34 protein-coding genes are annotated in these 20780 nt (G+C 58.7%); 27 read left to right on the top strand and 7 right to left on the bottom strand.

What is annotated here, in order from left to right; genetic code table 11:
• Window positions 1-216: 216 nt before the first annotated feature.
• Genes rpsJ through Q1A51_RS22695 form a run of 4 tightly spaced genes read left to right on the top strand, consistent with a single transcriptional unit; the run spans window position 217 to window position 2180 of the window.
• Complete coding sequence (gene rpsJ, locus Q1A51_RS22680; RefSeq protein WP_108838874.1) at window positions 217-531, top strand: 30S ribosomal protein S10; 315 nt, start codon at window positions 217-219, stop codon at window positions 529-531.
• 13 nt (window positions 532-544) lie between these two features.
• The gene (rplC, locus tag Q1A51_RS22685; RefSeq protein WP_189371478.1) at window positions 545-1273 is read left to right on the top strand and encodes a 50S ribosomal protein L3; all 729 of its coding nucleotides are present in this window, start codon (window positions 545-547) and stop codon (window positions 1271-1273) included.
• Window positions 1270-1887: a 50S ribosomal protein L4 gene (rplD, locus tag Q1A51_RS22690; protein ID WP_299210793.1), complete on the top strand. Its 618-nt coding sequence runs from the start codon at window positions 1270-1272 to the stop codon at window positions 1885-1887. The genes rplC and rplD overlap by 4 nt, the downstream gene beginning before the upstream one ends.
• Window positions 1884-2180, top strand: coding sequence for a 50S ribosomal protein L23 (locus Q1A51_RS22695; protein ID WP_299606000.1), 297 nt, complete (start codon window positions 1884-1886; stop codon window positions 2178-2180). Before rplD ends, Q1A51_RS22695 begins: the two co-directional genes overlap by 4 nt.
• A gap of 287 nt (window positions 2181-2467) precedes the next feature.
• Here the strand turns inward: Q1A51_RS22695 and Q1A51_RS22700 are convergent, their stop codons facing one another.
• Window positions 2468-2809, bottom strand: a complete 342-nt coding sequence (locus tag Q1A51_RS22700) for a phasin family protein (protein WP_299606003.1) — start codon at window positions 2807-2809, stop codon at window positions 2468-2470.
• Between the two features lie 291 nt (window positions 2810-3100).
• Between Q1A51_RS22700 and Q1A51_RS22705 the strand changes: the two genes are divergently transcribed.
• The 10 genes from Q1A51_RS22705 (at window position 3101) to Q1A51_RS22750 (ending at window position 9354) form a co-directional block, all read left to right on the top strand.
• Window positions 3101-3469 carry a hypothetical protein gene (locus tag Q1A51_RS22705; protein WP_299606006.1) on the top strand — a complete coding sequence of 123 codons (369 nt, stop codon included), beginning with the start codon at window positions 3101-3103 and terminating at the stop codon, window positions 3467-3469.
• Window positions 3470-3674: 205 nt separating this feature from the next.
• The gene (locus tag Q1A51_RS22710) at window positions 3675-4223 is read left to right on the top strand and encodes a hypothetical protein (protein ID WP_299606008.1); all 549 of its coding nucleotides are present in this window, start codon (window positions 3675-3677) and stop codon (window positions 4221-4223) included.
• A gap of 392 nt (window positions 4224-4615) precedes the next feature.
• The gene (gene rplB, locus Q1A51_RS22715) at window positions 4616-5458 is read left to right on the top strand and encodes a 50S ribosomal protein L2 (RefSeq protein WP_299210805.1); all 843 of its coding nucleotides are present in this window, start codon (window positions 4616-4618) and stop codon (window positions 5456-5458) included.
• Between the two features lie 3 nt (window positions 5459-5461).
• Window positions 5462-5740 carry a 30S ribosomal protein S19 gene (gene rpsS / locus Q1A51_RS22720; RefSeq protein ID WP_108838857.1) on the top strand — a complete coding sequence of 93 codons (279 nt, stop codon included), beginning with the start codon at window positions 5462-5464 and terminating at the stop codon, window positions 5738-5740.
• A complete protein-coding gene (rplV, locus tag Q1A51_RS22725; protein WP_299210808.1) occupies window positions 5737-6117 on the top strand; it encodes a 50S ribosomal protein L22 in 381 nt (126 codons plus the stop codon). Before rpsS ends, rplV begins: the two co-directional genes overlap by 4 nt.
• Window positions 6117-6824, top strand: coding sequence for a 30S ribosomal protein S3 (gene rpsC, locus Q1A51_RS22730; RefSeq protein ID WP_299210811.1), 708 nt, complete (start codon window positions 6117-6119; stop codon window positions 6822-6824). The genes rplV and rpsC overlap by 1 nt, the downstream gene beginning before the upstream one ends.
• Window positions 6825-6836: 12 nt before the next feature.
• Window positions 6837-7250, top strand: coding sequence for a 50S ribosomal protein L16 (gene rplP / locus Q1A51_RS22735; protein ID WP_299210814.1), 414 nt, complete (start codon window positions 6837-6839; stop codon window positions 7248-7250).
• A 146-nt stretch (window positions 7251-7396) separates the two neighbouring features.
• Entirely contained in the window at window positions 7397-7963 is a 567-nt protein-coding gene (locus Q1A51_RS22740) for a hypothetical protein (protein ID WP_299606011.1), read from the top strand.
• Window positions 7964-8144: 181 nt separating this feature from the next.
• Entirely contained in the window at window positions 8145-8570 is a 426-nt protein-coding gene (locus Q1A51_RS22745) for a hypothetical protein (protein WP_299606014.1), read from the top strand.
• A gap of 595 nt (window positions 8571-9165) precedes the next feature.
• Window positions 9166-9354, top strand: coding sequence for a hypothetical protein (locus tag Q1A51_RS22750; RefSeq protein ID WP_299210822.1), 189 nt, complete (start codon window positions 9166-9168; stop codon window positions 9352-9354).
• Between the two features lie 204 nt (window positions 9355-9558).
• On the opposite strand, the gene Q1A51_RS22755 is transcribed toward Q1A51_RS22750, so the two are convergent.
• The 3 genes from Q1A51_RS22755 to Q1A51_RS22765 all read right to left on the bottom strand — a co-directional run bounded on the left by Q1A51_RS22755 (window position 9559) and on the right by Q1A51_RS22765 (window position 12285).
• On the bottom strand, window positions 9559-10416 hold the full coding sequence (locus tag Q1A51_RS22755; RefSeq protein ID WP_299606017.1) for a delta-class carbonic anhydrase: 858 nt from the start codon (window positions 10414-10416) through the stop codon (window positions 9559-9561).
• A 102-nt stretch (window positions 10417-10518) separates the two neighbouring features.
• Window positions 10519-11136, bottom strand: coding sequence for a TIGR02466 family protein (locus tag Q1A51_RS22760; RefSeq protein ID WP_299606019.1), 618 nt, complete (start codon window positions 11134-11136; stop codon window positions 10519-10521).
• Between the two features lie 57 nt (window positions 11137-11193).
• Window positions 11194-12285, bottom strand: coding sequence for a hypothetical protein (locus tag Q1A51_RS22765; protein ID WP_299606021.1), 1092 nt, complete (start codon window positions 12283-12285; stop codon window positions 11194-11196).
• Between the two features lie 218 nt (window positions 12286-12503).
• Here Q1A51_RS22765 and rpmC point away from each other — a divergent pair, with 218 nt between their 5' ends.
• The 11 genes from rpmC to rpmD all read left to right on the top strand — a co-directional run bounded on the left by rpmC (window position 12504) and on the right by rpmD (window position 16786).
• Entirely contained in the window at window positions 12504-12704 is a 201-nt protein-coding gene (rpmC, locus tag Q1A51_RS22770) for a 50S ribosomal protein L29 (protein ID WP_076630311.1), read from the top strand.
• A gap of 12 nt (window positions 12705-12716) precedes the next feature.
• Complete coding sequence (gene rpsQ, locus Q1A51_RS22775) at window positions 12717-12947, top strand: 30S ribosomal protein S17 (RefSeq protein ID WP_189371453.1); 231 nt, start codon at window positions 12717-12719, stop codon at window positions 12945-12947.
• Between the two features lie 81 nt (window positions 12948-13028).
• Window positions 13029-13397: a 50S ribosomal protein L14 gene (rplN, locus tag Q1A51_RS22780; RefSeq protein WP_299210834.1), complete on the top strand. Its 369-nt coding sequence runs from the start codon at window positions 13029-13031 to the stop codon at window positions 13395-13397.
• The gene (rplX, locus tag Q1A51_RS22785) at window positions 13397-13702 is read left to right on the top strand and encodes a 50S ribosomal protein L24 (RefSeq protein WP_299210837.1); all 306 of its coding nucleotides are present in this window, start codon (window positions 13397-13399) and stop codon (window positions 13700-13702) included. Before rplN ends, rplX begins: the two co-directional genes overlap by 1 nt.
• Window positions 13702-14265, top strand: a complete 564-nt coding sequence (gene rplE, locus Q1A51_RS22790) for a 50S ribosomal protein L5 (protein WP_299210840.1) — start codon at window positions 13702-13704, stop codon at window positions 14263-14265. The genes rplX and rplE overlap by 1 nt, the downstream gene beginning before the upstream one ends.
• Before the next feature lie 17 nt (window positions 14266-14282).
• Entirely contained in the window at window positions 14283-14588 is a 306-nt protein-coding gene (rpsN, locus tag Q1A51_RS22795; protein ID WP_299210843.1) for a 30S ribosomal protein S14, read from the top strand.
• A 14-nt stretch (window positions 14589-14602) separates the two neighbouring features.
• A complete protein-coding gene (gene rpsH / locus Q1A51_RS22800; protein WP_299606024.1) occupies window positions 14603-14995 on the top strand; it encodes a 30S ribosomal protein S8 in 393 nt (130 codons plus the stop codon).
• A gap of 12 nt (window positions 14996-15007) precedes the next feature.
• On the top strand, window positions 15008-15541 hold the full coding sequence (gene rplF, locus Q1A51_RS22805; RefSeq protein WP_299606027.1) for a 50S ribosomal protein L6: 534 nt from the start codon (window positions 15008-15010) through the stop codon (window positions 15539-15541).
• An 11-nt stretch (window positions 15542-15552) separates the two neighbouring features.
• Entirely contained in the window at window positions 15553-15912 is a 360-nt protein-coding gene (gene rplR, locus Q1A51_RS22810) for a 50S ribosomal protein L18 (RefSeq protein ID WP_299210852.1), read from the top strand.
• Window positions 15913-16016: 104 nt separating this feature from the next.
• Window positions 16017-16592, top strand: a complete 576-nt coding sequence (gene rpsE / locus Q1A51_RS22815) for a 30S ribosomal protein S5 (protein WP_299210855.1) — start codon at window positions 16017-16019, stop codon at window positions 16590-16592.
• Between the two features lie 5 nt (window positions 16593-16597).
• Entirely contained in the window at window positions 16598-16786 is a 189-nt protein-coding gene (gene rpmD, locus Q1A51_RS22820) for a 50S ribosomal protein L30 (protein ID WP_290557777.1), read from the top strand.
• Between the two features lie 33 nt (window positions 16787-16819).
• On the opposite strand, the gene Q1A51_RS22825 is transcribed toward rpmD, so the two are convergent.
• Together Q1A51_RS22825 and Q1A51_RS22830 are read right to left on the bottom strand one after the other, a co-directional pair.
• Entirely contained in the window at window positions 16820-17482 is a 663-nt protein-coding gene (locus Q1A51_RS22825; protein ID WP_299606029.1) for a hypothetical protein, read from the bottom strand.
• Between the two features lie 253 nt (window positions 17483-17735).
• Window positions 17736-18482, bottom strand: coding sequence for a VWA domain-containing protein (locus Q1A51_RS22830; RefSeq protein WP_299606031.1), 747 nt, complete (start codon window positions 18480-18482; stop codon window positions 17736-17738).
• A gap of 105 nt (window positions 18483-18587) precedes the next feature.
• On the opposite strand from Q1A51_RS22830, the gene Q1A51_RS22835 reads away from it, so the two are divergent.
• Window positions 18588-19232 carry a DsbA family protein gene (locus Q1A51_RS22835; protein WP_299606034.1) on the top strand — a complete coding sequence of 215 codons (645 nt, stop codon included), beginning with the start codon at window positions 18588-18590 and terminating at the stop codon, window positions 19230-19232.
• On the opposite strand, the gene Q1A51_RS22840 is transcribed toward Q1A51_RS22835, so the two are convergent.
• The gene (locus Q1A51_RS22840; protein ID WP_299606037.1) at window positions 19189-19884 is read right to left on the bottom strand and encodes a hypothetical protein; all 696 of its coding nucleotides are present in this window, start codon (window positions 19882-19884) and stop codon (window positions 19189-19191) included. The two genes, Q1A51_RS22835 and Q1A51_RS22840, sit on opposite strands and share 44 nt — an antisense overlap.
• Before the next feature lie 325 nt (window positions 19885-20209).
• Between Q1A51_RS22840 and rplO the strand changes: the two genes are divergently transcribed.
• Window positions 20210-20680 (top strand): 50S ribosomal protein L15, encoded by a 471-nt coding sequence (gene rplO / locus Q1A51_RS22845; RefSeq protein WP_299210870.1) that lies wholly within the window; start codon window positions 20210-20212, stop codon window positions 20678-20680.
• The last annotated feature ends 100 nt before the right edge of the window (window positions 20681-20780 follow it).

A 20780-nucleotide genomic window follows, 5' to 3' on the forward strand; every position in this document is an offset into this window, starting at 1 on the left:
TCGCGATCCGCGAAGGCGGCCGCACCGTCGGCGCCGGCGTCGTGTCCAAAATCACTGACTAATCGTGCGGTAGGGCGGGGTTTGATCCCGCCATGCCACCCGTGAGGCGGGGTCAGACCCCCGCCCACACAGAAAAACAAGACGCGACGAGGGGTGTCGGTGGTCGATGCTCCTCCTCTCCGTTGGAAGCCCGAGTAAGGGAACACGAAAATGGCCATTCAAAGCCAAAACATTCGCATTCGGCTGAAGGCGTTTGACTATCGTGTGCTGGATGCGTCCACACAGGAAATCGTCAACACCGCCAAACGTACCGGTGCGTCCGTGCGCGGCCCAATCCCGTTGCCGAACAAGATCGAAAAGTTCACTGTTCTGCGCGGTCCGCACGTTGACAAGAAATCCCGTGACCAGTTCGAGATCCGCACGCACAAGCGTCTCCTCGACATCGTTGATCCGACCCCCCAGACCGTGGACGCGCTGATGAAGCTCGACCTTGCCGCTGGTGTGGATGTCGAGATCAAGCTGCAATCGTAAGGAGGGTATGAATATGCGCTCTGGAATTCTCGCAAAGAAAGTCGGCATGACCCGGCTGTTCATGGAAGACGGCAAGCAGATCCCTGTGACCGTTCTTCAACTGGACGGTCTGCAGGTTGTGGGCAACCGGACCTCGGACAAGGATGGCTACACGGCCGTGACCCTTGGTGCCGGCAGCCCCAAAGTAAAGCGCGTCTCGAAGGCGATGCGCGGTCACTTTGCAGCCCAGAAAGTCGAACCCAAGCGGAAGCTCGTTGAGTTCCGCGTGACCGAAGACAACCTGATTGGTGTGGGCGAGGAAATCTCGGCCGAGCATTTCCTGGAAGGTCAGAAGGTCGACGTATCCGGCACATCCATCGGTAAAGGCTTTGCCGGTGCCATGAAACGCCACAACTTCGGTGGTCTGCGCGCCTCGCACGGTGTGTCGATCAGCCACCGTTCGCACGGCTCGACCGGCCAATGTCAGGACCCCGGCAAGGTGTTCAAAGGCAAGAAGATGGCTGGCCACATGGGTGCGGCCCGCGTGACCACTCAGAACCTGGAAGTCGTGAAGACGGACGCAGATCGCGGCCTGATCATGATCAAGGGCGCTGTACCTGGCTCCAAAGGCGGCTGGGTGACGGTCAAGGATGCCGTGAAGAAGAAACTGCCCGATGGCGTGCCGTTTCCGGCTGCGCTGAAATCGGCGGCTGTAACCGAAGCACCGGCGGAAGAAGCACCCGCGGAAGGTGGTGAAGCATGAAACTTGACGTGATCAAACTGGACGGCGGCAAAGCCGGATCTGTCGAGCTGAGCGAGGACCTGTTCGGTCTTGAGCCCCGCGCCGATATTCTGCACCGCATGGTCCGCTGGCAGCGCAACAACGCGCAAGCTGGCACCCACAAGGTCAAGACGCGCTCGGAAACCAGCTACTCGACCAAGAAGATCTATCGCCAGAAGGGCACCGGCGGCGCACGCCATGGTGACCGCAATGCGCCGATCTTCCGCAAGGGTGGTATCTATAAGGGTCCGACGCCACGTTCGCACGGCCACGACCTGCCCAAGAAGTTCCGCAAGCTTGGTCTCAAGCACGCCCTGTCGGCGAAGGCCAAGGCAGGCGAGCTGGTGATCATCGAGGATGCAGCATCGGCTGGCAAAACCGCCGCTCTGGCCAAGCAGGTCAAGGACCTGGGCTGGAAGCGTGCGCTGGTGATTGACGGGGCTTCGGTCAACGAAGACTTCCTGAAAGCATCGCGCAACATCGAAGGTCTGGATATCCTGCCGACGATGGGTGCAAACGTATATGACATCCTGAAGCGTGACATCCTGGTGATCACGAAGGCGGGTGTCGAAGCACTGGAGGCTCGTTTGAAATGAGTGCCAAGGCAGAACATTACGACGTGATCCGCAAGCCGATCATCACGGAAAAGGCAACCATGACGTCCGAGAACGGCGCGGTGGTCTTTGAAGTGGCGATTGACAGCAACAAGCCCCAGATCAAGGAGGCCGTTGAGGCGCTCTTTGGTGTGAAGGTGAAGGCCGTGAACACGACCATCACCAAGGGTAAGGTCAAGCGTTTCCGCGGCCAGTTGGGCAAGCGCAAGGACGTGAAAAAGGCCTATGTGACGCTGGAAGAAGGCAACACGATCGACGTATCGACCGGTCTTTGATCGGGGTGGCGGGAAACCCCCGCCCTACGGAAAAAAATGGGAACCCCGGCTGCGTGAGCGGTCGGGGTTTTTTCGTGTCCCATGGTGGGACAGAAAGCGGGTGACGCGAAATCAATGGGTTACAGCGGCGGGTTAGGGGAGTGTTAACGGTTTGGGGCTGGACGCAGGGGGCTGCGGACACCTCGGTGATTGACGTCCGATGGAGCATTGGCCCGGGCGAGGCGGGGTGAACCCCGCCCTATGGCGCAGGGGAACGCGCGGGCCTTGGGACAGGCGGGGGCCTGATCTCAGAGCGGGATGTCGTCATATTTGCGAGAGGTGGGGGAGGCGATGCCTTCGGTCACCTGTGCGGTGGCCCTGGTCATCATTTCGACCATTCGGGTGGCCTGATCCGCATATTCCTGTGCCGCGTCCCGGCAATAGCTGGATTGCAGCGTCATCAGTTCGGTGGGAGACGTGCAGGCCATCATGGCGCGCTGCGCGGCGAAGTCCTTTTGGACCCGGTCCATGGCAAAGCGGGTGCATTCGGTTGTGATCTCCATCCACGCTTGGGCCGTGGCCGGGTTGAAGGCCGTCAGGGCGGCGGCCATGGGGGCGGGGCTGATCTTGGGCGGTGTGGATTTGGGCATGGGGTGTCCTTTGCTGCAAGGTATGGGCACAGTGTAGCGGGTTTGCGGGGGCGCGCATTGATCTGGATCGTTTTGGCGCGATCTGTTGGCTGTGCGAGGGGGCAAGCTCACGGCCTCGGTCGGTTCGCAAGCCGTCAACCAAGCCGAAGTCAAAGCTGGTCACTGATGGGTGCAGGTGCCCGACAGTGCGCGACCAGCGTTGGGAAGGCGCAAGCAGGGTATGCGGCCGTGGCTTTTGTTTGCCTGACGGAAGTATATATCACTCCGGTACAGTTTGGAGACGGTAACGCTATGCGGAATGCAGCGCTTGTGCTTGGGATCATTGGTGGATTGATCGCGATGGTCGTCGGCTTTTTCGGCTATGGTTATAGCGAGGTTGTGCGTGCCCACGGTGAGGTCGGTGAGGTGTTTGGCACGTTTGACAATGAACAACTGGTGCGCATCAGCAGCTTTGTCGCCCCATTGCTGGCCATTGCCGGAGGCGCCATGGCGAAGATCAGGGCATTGTGGGGAGGACTGTTTCTGCTGGCTGCCGCAGGATTGATGTATCACGCCTTTGGATTTGGTGTCTTCACGATGTTCCCGATCGGGTTTTGTGCCGTGGGTGGTTTGCTGGCTATTGCAGCGGGTAAACCGGACGAGGCCAAGGCGCATTTTTGAAGGGCTGCGCGGCGAAGTCCTTTTGCACCCAGTCCATGGCAAAGCAGGTGCACTAGATTGTGATCTCCATCCACGCTTGTGCGGTGGCGGGGTTGAAGGCCGTCAGGGCGGCGGCCATGGGGGCGGGAATTGATCCGGATCGTGTGTTTCTTGCTGTTTCCCTCAAGTTGTTGAAGATGGGCAAAGGCAATAGAGAGGCATAACCTTGGACTTTGAGTTCGACGAATTTTTCTGGATTGCCGAAGAAACCTTTCCGGTCTGGGCAGGTTTCAGCACCAGCGAAGAGCAATTTGGCGAAATAGATCCAAAGAAACGCGCCTTGGGAACAGTACAAGTTCTTTTTGCGCCGGAAGGCCGAGGCGAACAATCTCTAGATCAAAACGAATTGGCGTTGATCAAGGCATTTGAAGATTTTCATGTCGAACAGGCCCAAGCTGTCTTAAATGGTTTGTTTCATGGATATCCGAAGATCTGCCAAGAGTTCGAATACGCCATAAATGGGGATCCCCATTGGCCTAAACCGCCGTCGATCAATCACAAGGATGACCTTTGTTCCATCATCCAATTGCATACAATTCACATACATCAGATTGAGCGGTCTGGCTCACCTTATGTTGGATATGACTTCTACTGTGATTGGGAGGAAGAGCATGGTTTAGGTGTTCTGATGTACAAGGATCGGGTTGTTGAGATCGGCGATGCAGATTCTGCTAGCACTCTGTGCATTGTTGAAAGAGATGCCGGTCAAAACTGATCGCCCGGAATCAAGCCGCAGGCGCCGGGCGAGCGCCTGACCGTCCCGGCGGGCTGGCGCTATGGTTACGTCGCACTGCCCGTGGAAATCTGGGGATGTGCTTGGCTGTCGTAAAGTGCGCTGTTCCATCGTTGCTACGCCAGCCCACGGTCAGGCGCGCGTCCGGCTCTGGGTTCGCCCGGTTGTGTGCGTTGGATGGTGGGCAGAATGCCCACCCTACGGGTTGACCCCACCACCTCGCTGGCCTAAACGACCCCATCCGCAAGGCCCCGGATTCGTCCGGGGCTTTGCCGTTGCTCGTTTGAGCATACTACCGGGCACCTTCGGGGGCCTATAACCATAGGCGGGGGTCATCGGACCAACCGTCGTTTAGCAAAACGGAAGACAGTAACATGGCACTCAAGTCGTATAAGCCGACGACGCCGGGCCAGCGTGGGCTGGTTCTGATCGACCGTTCGGAGCTGTGGAAGGGGCGCCCCGTCAAGGCGCTAACCGAAGGTCTCACCAAGAATGGTGGCCGCAACAACACCGGACGGATCACGATGCGCCGCAAAGGCGGGGGCGCAAAGCGTCTGTATCGGATCGTCGATTTTCGTCGGAACAAGATGGATGTGGCGGCCACGGTCGAACGCATCGAATATGACCCCAACCGGACCGCGTTCATCGCGCTGGTGAAATACGAAGACGGCGAGCAGGCATATGTTCTCGCTCCGCAGCGTCTGGCCGTCGGGGACAAGATCATCTCGAGCATGAAGGCAGACATCAAGCCCGGCAACACCATGCCGTTCTCGGGGATGCCTATCGGGACAATCGTGCACAACATCGAACTGAAGCCCGGCAAGGGTGGTCAGATCGCGCGTGCCGCTGGTACTTACGCCCAGTTCGTGGGTCGCGATGGTGGCTACGCTCAGATCCGCCTCAGCTCGGGCGAGCTGCGTCTGGTCCGCCAGGAGTGCAAGGCCACCGTTGGTGCCGTGTCGAACCCCGACAACAGCAACCAGAACTACGGTAAAGCGGGCCGCATGCGTCACAAGGGCATTCGCCCGTCTGTGCGTGGTGTCGTTATGAACCCGATCGATCACCCCCATGGTGGTGGTGAAGGCCGGACCTCGGGTGGTCGTCACCCTGTGTCCCCATGGGGCAAGCCGACCAAGGGTGCCCGTACCCGCAACAAGAACAAAGCGTCGCAAAAGCTGATCATCCGCTCGCGTCACGCCAAGAAGAAGGGGCGTTAAGATATGTCTCGTTCAGTCTGGAAAGGCCCGTTTGTCGACAGCTATGTGCTGAAGAAAGCGGAAGCGGCACGCGAGAGCGGTCGCAACGAAGTCATCAAGATCTGGTCCCGTCGGTCCACCATTCTGCCCCAGTTCGTGGGTCTGACCTTTGGTGTGTACAACGGCCACAAGCATATTCCCGTGAACGTGTCCGAAGAGATGATCGGCCAGAAGTTCGGGGAATATTCGCCCACGCGGACCTATTACGGTCACGCCGCTGACAAGAAGGCGAAACGCAAATGAGCAAGGATAAGAATCCACGCCGCGTGGCGGACAACGAGGCGATGGCGAAGACGCGCATGTTGCGTACGTCTCCGCAGAAGCTGAACCTGGTTGCCCAGATGATCCGTGGCAAGAAAGTCGACAAGGCCCTGACGGACCTGACCTTCTCGAAAAAGCGGATCGCGCAGGACGTCAAGAAGTGCCTGCAATCGGCCATCGCCAATGCTGAAAACAACCACAACCTGGACGTTGACGAGCTGATCGTCGCGGAAGCCTGGGTTGGCAAGAACCTGACCATGAAGCGTGGGCGCCCCCGGGCGCGCGGCCGTTTCGGCAAGATCATGAAGCCGTTCGCTGAAATCACGATCAAAGTGCGTCAAGTCGAGGAGCAAGCCTGATGGGTAACAAAGTCAATCCGATTGGCATGCGCCTGCAGGTGAACCGCACCTGGGACAGCCGCTGGTATGCCGACACCAAGGATTACGGTGATCTTCTGCTGGAAGATCTGAAAATCCGTGAGTTCATCAAGACCGAGTGCAAGCAGGCCGGTGTGGCCCGCGTGATCATCGAGCGTCCACACAAGAAGTGCCGCGTGACGATCCACACAGCACGTCCTGGTGTCATCATCGGCAAGAAAGGTGCGGACATCGAAGGTCTGCGCAAGAAGCTGGCCAAGCTGACTGACAGCGAGCTGCATCTCAACATCGTTGAAGTGCGCAAGCCCGAGCTGGACGCGGCACTGGTTGGTGAAAGCATCGCACAGCAGCTGGAACGTCGTGTGTCCTTCCGCCGTGCCATGAAACGCGCCGTGCAGAACGCAATGCGTATGGGGGCCTTGGGCATCCGCGTGAACGTTGCCGGTCGTCTGGGTGGGGCAGAGATTGCCCGCACCGAGTGGTACCGTGAGGGCCGTGTGCCCCTTCACACCCTGCGTGCTGACATCGATTACGCACATGTCGAGGCGGAAACCGCCTATGGCATCATCGGGATCAAGACCTGGATCTTCAAAGGCGAGATCATGGAACACGACCCCGCTGCGCGTGACCGCAAGGCACAAGAACTCCAGGACGGTCCGGCCCCACGTGGTGCCGGTGGCCGTCGCTAAAGGAGAGTAGAGATGCTTCAACCAAAGCGTACGAAGTTCCGTAAGCAGTTCAAAGGCTCGATCAAGGGCAAGGCAAAGGGCGGGTCCGACCTGAACTTTGGCACCTACGGCCTGAAGGCGCTCCAGCCCGAGCGGGTCACCGCCCGTCAGATCGAAGCTGCACGTCGTGCGATGACGCGTCACATGAAACGTCAGGGCCGGGTCTGGATCCGGATCTTCCCCGACGTGCCAGTGACCGCCAAGCCGATCGAAGTGCGGATGGGTAAAGGTAAGGGCTCGGTCGACCGTTGGGCGGCCAAGGTCAAACCCGGCCGCGTGATGTTCGAGATCGATGGTGTGAATGATGATGTGGCCCGCGAAGCGCTGCGTCTGGCGGCGATGAAGCTGCCGATCAAGACACGCGTTATCGTCCGCGAAGACTGGTAAACCGATTGCGCCCCATCGGGGCGCAATCCGTGCGCGGTGATTGTGCCAATGGCACAATCGTAGCGGCACCCGGTAGAAATCTGAGAGCCCCCGGCACGAGAGTGTCGGGGGTTTTCTTTTTGTGTTCAACGATGTTTTGTCTGGATATGGAACTTCGCCACTGGCATGAGTATTCGCAAAATCTGGAAGCCGGTTTTAAGGATCGTGCAAAGACCAGCATTGGCCTGTTCATCGATAGCTTTCAGTCATCGGACGAAATTGGCCGTTGGGTTCATGCGTATTTGATGCGGCTTCCGTTGGATTGCGACAGGATCCGACACGAGATTTTTGCTGAGCTCGTTTATCCGACACTTGTTCGTTGGCGCAGTGCTGGCAATCCCAGGGGAGCGTTTTGGCTGGGGCGACTGTACCAGAACCTGTTGCACGTGGGCGATCCGGGGACCCATAGAACAGACTTTCTGAAGGAGAGTTTCAGGCTTGCGCCAAAGGACGAAGACATTCGTCGATTTTTGCTGAAGTTCATGTTGGAGGATTTTGACCTGTTGGATCATGAATGGCCCTCAGGGTTGATAGCCACGATTGATAAAAAGAGTGAGCTTCTGGAGGACGTTTGTTTTGCGCGGCGAATTGATTTGGAGGGCGAGTACACCGCGCGTTGGGACGAGCTGGAGAAGCGGATAAGGTCCAACGAAAACTGGTTGTGGCTGGATTGACCTGAGCTTGGGTTGTTCGTTTGAAGCTGCCGATCAAGGCGCTCGTAATTGCTCCGGACGTTTTGTGACGTGGTGGCGGGATGAAGCCCGCCCTACGGTGAGAATTCAGAGCCCAGCGTGAGAGCGTCGGGGTTTTCTTCTTGAAAAGGACCCATATCTTTCCAGCAGTTTGGAGTGGGCTTTGTTCAAAACAATCAAAAACAGTTTCCTGGTCATCTGCGTATTAGCATTTGTTTTGGCAGCACTGCTTGCGCTGACCCCCAATCGGGCTTTGCTCCAAATTCCCACAAACTTCGAAACAGAAGGAAATGCAGAAAAACTTCATTCGCTTCTTGAGCGGCACGATTTTGATGTGTCGGTCAGAAAAGGTGGTGATTGGGTGGCACTGGGTACGCATACACAGTGGCCTTGGTTGGGTATGAGCTTCCACGGTCACGTTGAGAAGCTTCAGTGCGCAGCCGACGATTGCCTTGTTTTTGGGGCCGATGGAACAAAGGATAGATTTGGAGGAATTCTGTCTGACAGATTCCACATTCTTTGGTCCGAACGTGATGGGAAGGTTATCGATCTTGTTGCGGAGCACAGCCGTCTGTTTTTTCCGAAGTAACAACTCATTCGATAGATCCCAGCCGGGCATCCAGCCCGACCGGCGCCCGATCGTCCAGGGTTCCGCACGTTCGAGCAAATTACGAAGTGCGGAATCAAGGCCGCCGACCGCCGCGCCATCCATAGCCTGACAGGTGATTTGGCAGCGCCAAATCTGCCGAGAAGGGACAGGCCACCCCCGGGCCTGTCGATTGGGTGATGTCAGCGCGTCGCTCGGATCGAAGATGTACTTGGCTGCCATAAAGCATTGCAGAACAGGGGTTGGGTCGACAGACCGTGGCCTGCCGATGGCGGGGCTTGGTGCTGCGATGAATAGAGTTTTTCGTATACATGTCTGGAAACGTGGAAACGACAGCGCATCACTGGGATTGATAGACCATGGCCTGTCGGTGGCGCGGCTTGGCACAGTGTGGCCGATCATCCCCCGGCTTCCGCACATGCTCGGCTGAAACTGCCATTTGGTCGGCTCTTAAATCCGCCTTCCCTTTGGCGTTCGTCACATCGCTATGTGAACAGAAAATGTTTCCTGAGTCTGGCGGTAGCTATCCGCCGCGATGCCGTTAAGGTGTTCTCAACAGCATCGAGAGGCTCAGACCATGAAACACGTCCCCAAGCCGACCACCGACGAAGACCTGATCAAAGCGTTCCTTGACAAGGGCGGCGAGGTCAAAAAGGGCAAGACTAAGCCGATGCCGGACGGGCTGGGCCTGTCCAACAACCAGTGGGGCAACAAACTGACGAAAGAGGAAAAGGCGGCCAAGAAGGCAGCCGAGACGCCGAAATAGGGCGCTTGCGCGATTGAGCTTTGTCCATGGGCGCATTTCGGTTCGCCGCTCACCTCCATCCAAGGTTCGACGGTACGGATCGTTTTTCCTCTGCAACACCCGTCTTAATGCCACCATCGACCGCACGCGCATGGCGCCTTGGACGACAGTTTATCCCAAAGCGTGTGACGGAATGTAAGGCGGACCTGTGGTCCGCCATCCCCCTTAGCTATCGATGTTCGAAATCAGGTCCGGGTTGATCACCAGATTGCGCACGCCGTGCCCTTTGCGCTCATCAAAGATATTGTCCGCGAACCATGCCGCGATGCTGCCGATATGGACCTTTTGCACTCGGGGTCGGACGCTCCAAGACACCTGGATGGGCGAGCCTTTCTCGTTGTAGCTGGGGCCGGTGGTCGAGCCTGCATAGGTGATGGGCGTGCCGGTATCGGAGGGGATGTTCAGCGCTTGATGGTAGCCGTCCACCATACCGACCTCGGTCAGGTCCACGAAATCGGCGGCGGTTTCGTCATTCACCAGCACGAACACCTGCGTTTCCACGCGCAGCTGTGGGTTGATGATCGCCTCGCTCAGGCACGAGGCGAGGGTGGGGCCGGGGTCTACCAGTGCGGTGGTGTGGACGTAGTGGACTTCGATCGTGTCGCCCGGTTCCAGCGCGCCGTTCTTGCCTACGGGTCCGACGGGGTAGTCGACGGGGGCAAGTTCAGCCTCGGTCAGTTCGCCGTCATAAGCAAAGCCGGTGTTGTAGCCCTTGCCATCGCCGTTGCCGATATAGGTGGTGAATTCACCGCCCGAATGCTCGGCCCCTTCGTGGAAGTGGATGTTGCACAGGTTCATCTGTGCATATGCGGGCGCGGTCTCGAATGTGCGGGCATTGTCGCCAGTCAGCGTATTGAGATCGCGTGGTGCCTGTGGGCCGTATCCCTTGCCCGCAGTCTCGGCTGCCAAGGCCGCGCGTTGGGCGGCGATCACGTCATCGCTGACGGGGCCGCCCTCTGCGAGAAGCAGCGAGGGTGAAACGAGCAGGGCGGTCGTTGACAGGGCAAAGCGCGATAGGGGCATAAAGGTCGTCCTCCGAAATCAAAGTACTGTTTTCAGAGAATATGTTCGACCTTGGGTTGTGGCCAGTCTGGTTCGCGGACTTGGGCTGACAGTTTCGTGATCCTATTCCCAGCCGTAGTTGAAGCTGACCGACACGCGTTCGTCCTCGGCCATATTCATGGGCACCTCGTGCCGCAACCAGCTTTCCCAGAGCAGCACATCGCCCACGGATGGTTTGGCGTAGTGGAACTGCTGCAAATCCTCGGGCGCGTCCTTGGTGCGGCCCGGTGAGGCCATCATCATTGGCAGGCGCGGGTCTTCGAGTTTCAGCGCGCTGGTGCCGTCGGGCATCGCCACGTAGGTCGTGCCGGAGATCACCGAGTGGGGGTGGATGTGGCCGGTGTGGATGCCGCCCTCGGGCAGGATGTTGATCCAGATGCTGTCGAGCTTCAGCGCCTTGTCGCCCAGATCGAAGGCCAGTTCCTTGGCGAACGCCGCGACGTGTGCGTCGAGCGCCTTGACCAGATCGGCGAAGATCGGGAAGCGCCAGGGCAGGTCGTCCAGCGAGGCATAGGAGGTGTAGCCGGGATAGCCTTCGGCCTCACACCAGCCGTGGCCTGCCTCGTCATCCTCGGCGATGGCGTAGCAGTGTTGTTCCAGCTCGTCCGGGTCGACCTTGGGGTCAAATTCGGAGAGGGGCGCGTGATAGAGGCGGGTGGCGAAGAGGGATGTGATTTTCATTTCGGCTCAATATCGCGGAACGCACCATTGAGCCAGTGCGAGATCGCGTGGCATCGACTACGCAATCGGTGTCAAGGCTGGCACCTGATCCCCCACAAACTCCACATCATTCCACGTGACATCGGTCGCACCGGAAAGCGTCACAGTGATTTCTTCGGTTTGCTGATCCGCGGTTTCATAGACAAGGATCAATTGCGTGTCCGTTGTGCCGGAGCGGTTCACTACTTCCTCCAGGCGTGCCTCGGCCAACGTGCTGCTATCGGTAACCGCATCTGCATCAATTGAAAGGGTGTCCACACCGTTCTCAAAGTCTTCGATCCTGAACAATCCCAAACGAGAGTTGCTACCTTGTGGAAACCCATTTTGATCGACATTTTCGACGACCATACTGCTACCTGTGGCTATCGTTTCATGTGTGCGGATCACAAACGTATCTTCGCCTTCGCCGCCTGAAGCGACGATATCGTCGGCTAAGCCTGGGTCTTCGCTCGAAACTGCGCGAACGCTTGTCATCACGATTGTATCGTTACCGGCGCCTCCATGACCCACTTCGACAAAGCCCGTGGTACTGCTGCTCGGTCCGTTCACATAAATCAGGTCGTCTCCATCGCCTCCGTAAAGATTCAAGTTGTCACTGGCGCTTGAATTGTATGGTGCGGTTCCAGGCGGTCCCGATTGAAGCGTGTCATTGCCTTCGCCGCCATAGGCATTCATCACGTCACCGTCAGATGTGATGTCGATCAGATCATCGCCTGCATCACCAAAAACGTCAGAACCTGCACCGCGCACAGTGATCGTGTCGTTACCATCACCTCCATGAACTGATGAACTGTCGAGGTTCAAGTCGATCAAGTCGTCTCCAGCACCAGTAGAAACCGAGGCTTGGAATGCATCAAACGCGAGGGTTCCAGATCCTAGGATCATGTCGTCACCTGCGCCGGTTTCGAGTGATACGTCATTCGTGCCACCCGTAATGGACACTGTATCGTTGCCGTCTGTACCGGTGAACGAACCGCTTGTGGAGATATCGAGTTCCGTCCCTTCAACCTCGTCATCCGCTGGCTCGGTCGTGTCATCGTCTTCATCATTGCTGAAGACCACGAGCGCGCCTGCCATTCCGAACAGGGCCAACAGCGCCAGAGCACCCATACCATTTCCCTTCTAATTTTTTAGTGTACGGTATGAGGTGACGCCAAATAGTGTCAATTAGGTGCAGAGCCGTGTGGCTATGCAGTGTTGCGAAAGTGTCAAAACCCCCTTGCCATAAGCGCATTGCCCCCATATACGGCCCCTCTATTCACCCACTCCACGGGAATCGGTGTCACGTCTTTGGCGGCACCCTCGTGATGTTGAAAAGGAAAATGGCGATGAACGCCCAGGAACTTCGGGATAAAACCCCGGACCAGCTGCGTGATGAGCTGGCAAATCTGAAGAAAGAAGCCTTTAACCTGCGTTTCCAGCAGGCCACAGGTCAGCTTGAGAACCCGGCGCGTCTGCGCTCGGTCCGTCGTGACGCTGCGCGCGTCAAGACGATCCTCAACGAACAAGCCGCCAAAGCGGCCGAATAAGGAGAGCACGAAATGCCAAAGCGTATCCTGTCTGGCGTCGTGACTTCCGACGCAAATGCCCAAACAGTCACCGTGTCCGTCGAGCGCCGCTTTACGCACCCGGTTCTGAAAAAGACCATTCGTAAGTCCAAGAAGTACCGGGCGCACGATGAAAAGAATGCCTTCAAGGTCGGTGACACCGTTCGCATCATTGAATGCGCGCCGAAATCGAAGACAAAACGCTGGGAGGTGCTGGAGGCCTAAGCCCCCAGCGCTTTCGCGCATTAATCGAAACCCTGGGGATCAGGCGAACGCATCAGCCCCCCAAAGGTCGGGAGACACCAAATGATCCAGATGCAGACAAACCTGGATGTTGCTGACAACAGCGGCGCGCGCCGCGTTCAGTGCATCAAGGTTCTGGGTGGTTCCAAGCGTAAATACGCATCCGTCGGCGACGTCATTGTCGTGTCGGTCAAGGAAGCCATCCCACGTGGTCGCGTAAAGAAAGGTGACGTCCGCAAGGCCGTCGTCGTACGCACCGCCAAAGAAGTGCGTCGTGAAGATGGCACCGCCATCCGCTTCGACCGCAACGCAGCCGTTATTCTGAATAACAACAACGAGCCCGTCGGCACCCGTATCTTTGGGCCCGTCGTTCGTGAGCTGCGCGGCAAGAACTTCATGAAAATCATCTCGCTGGCTCCGGAGGTGCTCTGATGGCTGCGAAACTGAAAAAAGGCGACAAGGTCGTCGTGCTTACGGGCAAGGACAAGGGCAAGGAAGGCACCATTTCTTCCGTGAACCCATCTGCCAACAAAGCAGTTGTTGATGGTGTGAACATCGCGATCCGCGCCACACGTCAAAGCCAGGAAAGCCAAGGCGGCCGCATCCCCAAAGCGATGCCTGTCGACCTGAGCAACCTGGCCCTGCTGGACGCGAATGGCAAACCCACCCGCGTTGGTTTCAAAATGGACGGCGACAAGAAAGTGCGCTTTGCCAAGACAACAGGGGACGTGATCTGATGCTTGACACAGCAAACTACACCCCGCGCCTGAAGGCCCAGTTCAAGGACAGCATCCGCGCTGCCATGAAAGAGGAATTCGGCTACAAGAACGACATGCAGATCCCGCGTCTGGACAAGATCGTTCTGAACATCGGCTGCGGTGCTGAAGCTGTCCGTGACAGCAAGAAAGCCAAATCCGCACAGGAAGACCTGACCGCCATCGCCGGTCAAAAGGCATTGACCACGAAAGCCAAGAAATCCATCGCGGGTTTCCGGGTGCGTGAGGACATGCCCTTGGGTGCCAAAGTCACCCTGCGCGGCGACCGCATGTATGAATTCCTGGACCGTCTGGTCACCATCGCGCTGCCCCGCGTCCGCGACTTCCGCGGCGTCTCCGGTAGCTCCTTTGATGGCCGTGGCAACTATGCCATGGGCATGAAAGAGCACATCGTCTTCCCCGAGATCGACTTTGACAAAGTCGACGAGACCTGGGGGATGGACATCGTGATCACCACGACTGCCGAAACCGATGCCGAGGCAAAATCCTTGCTGAAGCATTTCAACATGCCCTTCAACTCGTAAGCGCAGAGGAAAAAGATATGGCTAAAAAATCCATGATCGCGCGCGAAGTGAAGCGCGAGAAGCTGGTGAAGAAGTACGCCGCCAAGCGTGCGGAGCTTAAAGCAATCATCAGCGACGAAACCAAACCGATGGAAGAGCGTTTCCGCGCCTCGCTGAAGCTGGCAAAACTGCCCCGCAACAGCTCGGCCACGCGTCTTCACAACCGCTGCCAGCTGACCGGTCGTCCGCATGCGTATTATCGCAAGCTGAAGATCAGCCGGATCGCGCTGCGGGACCTTGGCTCGCAAGGCCAGATCCCCGGCATGGTGAAATCGAGCTGGTAAGGGAGAGATAAGTTATGAACGATCCTATCGGCGATATGCTCACCCGCATCCGTAACAGCCAAATGCGTGGCAAATCCGTGGTTGAGACGCCTGCGTCCAAACTGCGTGTGCGCGTTCTGGAAGTGCTGGCGGACGAGGGTTACATCCGTGGCTTCGAAGAAACCACCGGTGCCAACGGCCACCCGGCCATCGAAATCAGCCTCAAGTACTATGAAGGCGAGCCTGTGATCCGCGAGCTTAAGCGCGTGTCCAAGCCCGGCCGTCGTGTGTACATGGGTGTGGGCGACATCCCGCAGGTCCGTCAGGGTCTGGGTGTGTCGATTGTCTCCACCTCCAAGGGCGTGATGTCGGATGCAAACGCACGCAGCCAGAATGTTGGCGGCGAAGTGCTTTGCACGATCTTCTAAGGAGAACAGCAGATGTCTCGTATTGGTAAAAAACCGGTCGATCTGCCCTCGGGTGTCTCCGCATCCGTCTCCGGTCAGACGATCGAAGTGAAAGGCCCCAAGGGGACCCGCAGCTTCACCGCCACCGACGACGTGACCCTCAATGTTGAGGACAACGTTGTTACCATCGTGCCCCGCGGCAAGTCCAAGCGCGCGCGCCAGCAGTGGGGCATGTCCCGCACGCAGGTGCAGAACTGCGTGACCGGCGTGACCGAAGGGTTCAAGAAAGAGCTGGAGATCCAAGGTGTGGGTTACCGGGCGCAGATGCAGGGCAACACCCTGAAACTGAACCTTGGCCTGTCCCACGATGTGGATTTCGTAGCACCCGAGGGTGTCACAGTGACCGCGCCCAAGCAGACCGAGATTGTTGTCGAAGGTATCGACCAGCAACAGGTCGGCGAAGTGGCCGCGAAAATCCGCGAGTGGCGCAAGCCCGAGCCCTACAAGGGCAAAGGCATCCGCTACAAGGGCGAGTTCATCTTCCGTAAGGAAGGCAAGAAGAAGTAAGGACCAGACAGATGGCAAACAGCAAACGGACCCTGTTCCTCAAGCGCCGCCTGCGCGTCCGGAACAAACTTCGCAAGGTCAACGCCGGGCGTCCCCGCCTGAGCGTGCACCGTTCCAACAAGAACATCAGCGTGCAGCTGATCGACGATGTGAACGGCGTGACCCTGGCCTCGGCTTCGACCCTGGAAAAGGATCTGGGCGTCGTGGGCAAGAACAACGTGGAAGCCGCCACCAAGGTGGGCACTGCGATTGCCGAGCGCGCGAAGAAAGCTGGTGTGGACGAAGCATATTTCGACCGCGGTGGTTTCCTCTTTCATGGCAAGGTGAAGGCTCTGGCCGACGCTGCGCGTGAAGGCGGTCTGAAGATCTAAGACCCTGAGAGGGGCGGCGACGCCCCTCCGATGATCCGGGGACCATTCCGGTCCACCAGGATTGAGTAGAACTGGCGCAAGCCACCAATTCAAAGGATGTTCTGATGGCAGAACGTGATAACCGCCGGGGCAACCGTCGCGACCGCGACGAGGCACCGGAATTTGCAGATCGCCTGGTTGCGATCAACCGTGTGTCGAAAACCGTGAAGGGTGGTAAGCGCTTTGGTTTCGCCGCTCTTGTCGTTGTTGGCGACCAGAAGGGCCGCGTCGGCTTTGGCAAAGGTAAAGCGAAAGAGGTCCCCGAGGCCATTCGCAAAGCCACCGAGCAAGCCAAGCGCCAGATGATCCGCGTGCAACTGCGCGAAGGTCGGACGCTGCACCACGACATGGAAGGTCGCCACGGCGCCGGCAAGGTCGTCATGCGCACCGCCCCTGAGGGTACTGGTATCATCGCCGGTGGTCCGATGCGTGCCGTATTTGAAATGCTGGGTGTGAAGGACGTTGTGTCCAAATCCATCGGCTCGCAGAACCCTTACAACATGATCCGCGCCACAATGGACGGCCTGCGCAAAGAGCAGTCGCCCCGTGGTGTTGCGCAGCGTCGTGGCAAGAAAGTCTCGGACATCCTGCCCAAGCGCGATGAAGCACCCGCTGCCGAAGCGGCAACCGAGGAGGCCTGAGTTCCATGGCTAAGACAATCGTCGTCAAGCAGATCGGCTCCCCCATCCGTCGTCCCGCGAAACAACGCGCGACCCTGATCGGCCTGGGCTTGAACAAGATGCACAAAACCCGCGAGCTGGAAGACACCCCTTCCGTGCGCGGCATGATCAACTCGATCCCTCACATGGTCGAGATCATCGAAGAGAAGGGCTAAACGCCCCGGACGGATCGCAAGATCCTACTGAACTTAGACGCCGCGCAGGACCTGCGCGGCGTTTTTCGTATGGCGTGGGACAAAGATTGGTGCGCGCGCCTGATGGGCACGCCCCAGCAGGATGGCTAGGACAATGGCCCCGTTCAGGACCCAAAGGTACAGCGGATAGGCCAGCAGCACCCAGTCCAGACCACCCACGGCGACGATGGCGAGTGTGGCCGCAACAAAGGACGCCGACCACGTGGTCAGTGTTTCGGTCTCGGGGCTGCGAAAGGCCTTGGTCACCGTGATGGCCCCGCCCATCATTGAAATGGTGATCGTGATGGCCAGCGCGTAGACAGCTGTTTCGGTCAGCGCCCAGGCCAGCACGCCCACGGCGGCTGCGGCCAGCACGCAGGCATCTGAGCGGTTCAGGAAGCCTCCGGTTCCGTGCTTGAGCGACAGAATGAAAATCAGCACTGTGCCGCCCACCTGTATGGCTGCGAACCAGAGCGATGCGCTGGCCCCTTCGTAGATCTGGGACGCCAGCGCGATGCTGCCCAAAACAGACCAGATCATCCATGACGCGCGTTGCGGCCGTGTCCGACCCGACAGGGTGTCGAAGACATAGGGCAGATAGGCATAGGTGCTGAGCAATGCGGATGCGATCCCGATCAGCCATAGCAGGTTGGGATCCTGAAAGATGACGTCAAACAATACCGTAGGTGTCCTGAAATGCGCGCCCGGTTTGACCGGGCGCGGTTCCTTAAAAAATAAATTGCGGATGCCGATAATGTGGTTCGGCTGAAGTGTTATGGGGGGAGTAGACCCGACCCGCGCGTTTCACGCCAGTCCGGTTTTCCATACCTTCCCGTTTGGGTGGAGTAGGCGCAGGGACGTGCGATTTACTGGAAGGGCATCACCCCTTTTGGGTCCGTCCTCGAAGGCCAGGCCGACAGTCAGTGTTGGTTCATGTCTGACGGCGTGGGGCGGTTGATGTTTCGAAGGCACTGAACGGAGGGATCGGTGCCGGAGGGACGGACCCGATCAACGCACAGCCCAATGTTGCGCGCAGTGCGTCCGCCAACTCGTCCACCGTATCCGTCGAGACATAGAGCCCGCCCGTCCGATCGGCGAGGCATTTGGCGACCGTGTTGCCTGCGCCCACATCCACCTGCTCGGGGTTGTCCCAGCTGAAGAAGTCCACGACCACCTGGAAGCCGATGACATGCACGGTCAGGTCCGCTGCCTCTTTGGCGAGCGCGGTGCCCAGGGCGCAGGGGCGCCCGCCGCAGGTTTCGTTGCCATCCGTGACCAACACGACGATACCCGACCGGTTCCGGTGATCGAGCGCATCGGCGGCGGCCCGAACGGACGCGGCCAGAGCTGTCAGCCCTTTGGGTTGCAGGGTGTCGATCTGATCCACAATGGCGGCTGCCGCATCGGCCCGTGGACCAAAGCGCAGGTCGATATTGGCGCAACTGTCGGCACTTGCACCGGGCCCGTAGGTCAGCAGACCAACCCGGCGAAACGGTGTGATGTCGGGCAGGGCATCCCGCAGCGCCGTGCGGGCATCCACGATCCGGGTCTTGCGCGAGACATCGAAGCTGAGCTCATCCATGGATGCCGAGCCGTCAAACACCAGCATTGCATCCCGGGCGCATCCCGTCGCGGACAGCATCGTGGGCAGGGTGGCCGCAAGTGCAGTGGCCATCATCAGGGGACGGAGGGCAATCATCGACGGCAGGATGGCACCACCCGCAAACCAAAAGCAATGTCGCAAGCGTTGTGGAACATGGATTTGACGCCTAGCCTGCGTCGCATGACAGACCTCACCTACTACTACTCCGCCCATTCCGCCTTTGCCTATCTTGGCTCCGCCAAGGTCATGCAGATATGTGCCACCCATGGTCTAACCCTTGTGCACCGCCCCATTGCGTTGTCCCCGGTGGTCGAGGCGCAGGGCAGTCTGCCCTTCCGGGCGCGCACGCAGGCGCATGTGGATTACTTCTTTGGCCGCGAGATCGAGCGGTGGGCCGAATTGCGCGATGTGCCGGTGGTGTCGTTCCGCCCGACTTATCATGACGCAGACTACACATTGGCCAGTGGCATCATCCTCGCCCTTGGTGACCGCGGTGACCAGGTGGACGCCATGGCCCATGCGATCCTTGAGGCGCATTGGCGCGACGATGCGGACCTGTCAGATGTACTGACGCTGCGTGCACTTGCCAAAGGTCTGGGGCATGACGCGGACGATTTGCTTGCGCGGGCACGATCCGAAGAGGTTGCGGCCCAATATGCAGCCAATAGTCAGGCGGCCCTGGCTGCCAGTGTTTTCGGATCGCCAACATATGTGCTGGAGGGTGAGGTCTTTTATGGACAAGACCGGCTTGAACTGTTGGAACGTGCGATTGCGCGGCCGTTTACTCCGACACGCTGGGTGAACCCGTCCGTTGAAACGACATGACGGACAGGGTCAGCTGCTGGTGAGGGGCGTCGGGCAGGGTAGGGGCACGTCGCGCCGCCCATACGTGACCCGCGCCCATGCACAGCATGATGCCACCTGACAGGACCATGACATAAAGCGGATACGCCAAGAGCAGCCAGTCCGCCCCGCCAATCGCCACAACGGCCAGCGCTGCCGACACGAAGAAGGCGGCCCATGTTGCCCATGTTTCGGATTTGGGATCGAGAAAGGCCTTCTGCATGGTCAGAAGCCCACCCATCATCGACATGGTTATCGTGACGAACAGGGAATAGGCCGCACTTTCCATTTCCGCCCACAGCCAGATGCCCACGGCGGTGGCGGTCAGCACCTGGCTGTCGTCGGTCTTGAACCGCAGGCCGGTGGTTTTCCAGAAGGTCAGGCCACAGATGATGACCGTGCCCGCCGTTTGCGCGATGGCAAAACCCAGTGATCCGTCAGCCCCTTCATAGATCTGGCTTAGCAGGGACACGGCACTTAGCACGGCCCAGATCAGCCAGGACGCGCGTTCGGGCCGGGTCCGGTTTGTCAGTATGTCACGGATGTAAGGCCAGAACGCATAGACGCTCAGAACCGCCGCGGCGATGCCCGCGCGGTGCACAACACCGGGATGCTGAAGAAAGTCTTGGAGCACTTTGTGCGTCTCCGATGGCCTGTTGACTGCGCGCCCCCGTTGCGAGGGCTGTTTTTTGTTATGTGATTTTCACCTCTATCGGCCAAATTCTGGTCTGTGAATCAAAATCTTGCGGTACCGCGTGCAAAATGGGCCGTCGCGGCGAGGTGTAGAGGCTGTGCGCCGCAGATGTACGGCCCATGGATGAGGTGGACGGGGCTTGATCCGTCCGGGTGCTGGGTCTATACGCCCCCGGTGGCGTCTTGCGCCACGAGAATCAAAACCAAGAAACGCCGCGGTTGTCCTGTTCACGCTTCGTGGGGCACATCCGGCAAGGAGAAGCGATATGAAACTGCATGAACTGCGCGACAATCCTGGCGCAACCAAGCCCCGCAAGCGCGTGGGCCGTGGTCCTGGCTCCGGCACCGGTAAGATGGGTGGCCGTGGTATCAAAGGTCAGAAATCTCGTTCGGGTGTGGCCATCAACGGCTACGAAGGCGGGCAAATGCCCCTCTACCAACGTCTGCCCAAGCGTGGCTTCAACAAGCCGAACCGCAAGGCATTTGCCGTTGTGAACCTGGGCCTGATCCAGAAATTCATCGACGCCGGCAAGATCGACGCGAAAAAAGCCATCGACGAAGATGCGCTGATTGCTTCGGGCCTCGTGCGCCGCAAGCTTGACGGTATCCGCGTTCTGGCCAAAGGTGAGATCACCTCGAAAGTTGAACTTGCTGTGACCGGCGCGTCCAAATCGGCCGTCGAAGCCGTTGAAAAAGCGGGTGGGTCGTTGACCACAGCCGCGGCGGCCGCCGAGTAAGCCAGTTTGACGCCTTGTGAGCCGCGAATATGCGGCTTACATAGTCTCTAGTTTTTCCTACGCCGCCCGCCGGAAAACGGTTTGGGCGGCGTTTCGCCAT

The organism is uncultured Tateyamaria sp., assembly GCF_947496075.1.
Taxonomy (GTDB): Bacteria; Pseudomonadota; Alphaproteobacteria; order Rhodobacterales; family Rhodobacteraceae; genus Tateyamaria.